Origin of the sequence: Pseudonocardia sp. McavD-2-B (assembly GCF_024124365.1) — a bacterium.
GTDB classification, from domain to species: domain Bacteria; phylum Actinomycetota; class Actinomycetes; order Mycobacteriales; family Pseudonocardiaceae; genus Pseudonocardia; species Pseudonocardia alni.
In genome coordinates this window covers 1-1687 of sequence record NZ_JAMXSG010000499.1, presented here as the reverse complement: position 1 = coordinate 1687, position 1687 = coordinate 1, and the positions used below count along the sequence as shown (strand labels likewise).

The following is a 1687-nucleotide window of genomic DNA, read 5'->3' as shown; positions in this document are numbered from 1 at the left end:
ACCCTGTCGACCGCGCTGGGGGCCGCGGCCCCGCCGCGCCCCGAGGAGGACCCCGCCCACCCGTCGACGTTGCTCGGCGTGGTGGCCGAGGAGCCTCTCGTCGTGCTCTCCGACACCAGCCCCGGCGAGCTCGCCAGGGCGCTGGCCGAGCTGACCGGCTACGGCATGCGCGTCCTGCTGACCGGTGCGCCCGCCGAGCGCGTCGCCGCGGTGCACGACGCGCTGCCGGCGAGCGTCGCGGGCCGCGTCGCCACGTCGTTCCCGGAGCTGCCGGTCCCCGAGCTGCAGCGGCTGCGCCGCCTGCTCGCCCGGGTCGGCGCCGACCGCACCGCCCGGCGCGGCCAGCAGCTCCCCGACGTCGACGGCATGCCCGACCCGGCCGACGTCGCGGGCTGCTGCGAGCGGGCCGGACGGGTCGTGGCCGGGGCCGAGACCGGTGAGGCCCGGATCGTCCCCGGCCTGCTGCGCGACCTCGACGCCGACCGGCGCGGCGCCGTCACCCAGGTCGCCCGCTGCGTGCTGCGCTCGCTGGAGACCATCGCCGCGGCCCCGGACGCCGACCGGCTGCGCGAGGTCGTCGGCCGCCTGGTCCACCAGGGCCTGCGCGCCGAGTTCGAGGCGCTCCAGGGGCACTCCGCCCGCCAGCGCGACGACCGCGCCCGCTACGCCGCAGGCCCCGCGATCGAGATCGTGGAGCCGCTGCCCCAGGGCGGCGCCGACGTGATCCGCCGCTACCTGGACTTCCTCGACTCCGGCGGCCGGACCCGGTCCTACTTCCGCCCGCAGGAGCAGAAGGACGCCGAGCCGCACCTGCGCCGCTTCCGCGTCGCCGGTGAGGCCCCGCAGAACCACGACCACGTGGTCGCGATCGTCCACCACCTCGACCTGACCCGCCGCGACGACGAGATCGCGCGGCTGTGCTCGATGCTGGGGCTGCCGATCCCGCGGGACCCCTCCGAGCTGCCCGCGCTCACCGACACCCTGGACCGGGTGGCGGCGACCGCACGGTCGGTCGGCGCGCTCCGCCACGACGTGCTGTTCCTGCAGCAGGACTCCCCGGTCTCGGTGCCGGACCTGGCCGCCGCGGAGCGGGTCGCCCGCGCGATCGTCGACTACGACGAGCACGGCGACCCCGCCGAGGCCGCCGACGAGCTGGAGCGCCTGGCCGCCACCTGCGCCGACCGGGTGCCCGACGGGGCACGGGCCCCGGAGCACGAGGCCGTCGTCGCGGCGCTGCGGGCGCACGACCCGCAGGCCTACACCGACGCGTGCGAGGAGCTCGACCGCGCCCGGCGCGAGGTCGCCGACCGGGACGAGCTGGACCGGCTGCTCGGCGAGCTCGCCGGGACCCACCCACAGCTCGCCGAGACCTGGGCGGCCGACGCCGGCCGCGGCGTCCCGGGCTTCGGCCTGGTCGTCTCCGAGCCCGTCGACGACGTCCTCGGCACGCTGCCCCCGGCGGACACCGCCGACCTGGTGGTCGTGCTGGGTGCGGGTGCGATGCAGGCCGACGGGCTGCTGCTGACCGCGGCGGCGCCGCGGATGCTCGCCGTCGTCGGGGACGAGCCGCGGGCAGCCTCGTCCGGGACGACCCTGCTCGAGGTGCTGAACCAGGCCTCGGCGCGGTTCCTGCGCGGCACCGGGGACCGCACCGCCGCCGTGCGGCCGGACCCCGCGGTCCCGGTCG

The 1687-nt window shown here is 78.2% G+C and carries 1 protein-coding gene; it reads left to right on the top strand.

The window, feature by feature from the left end; genetic code table 11:
• Positions 1 to 1687: hypothetical protein (locus tag NH602_RS30645; protein ID WP_253069662.1), on the top strand; the 1687-nt coding region annotated here is incomplete at both ends.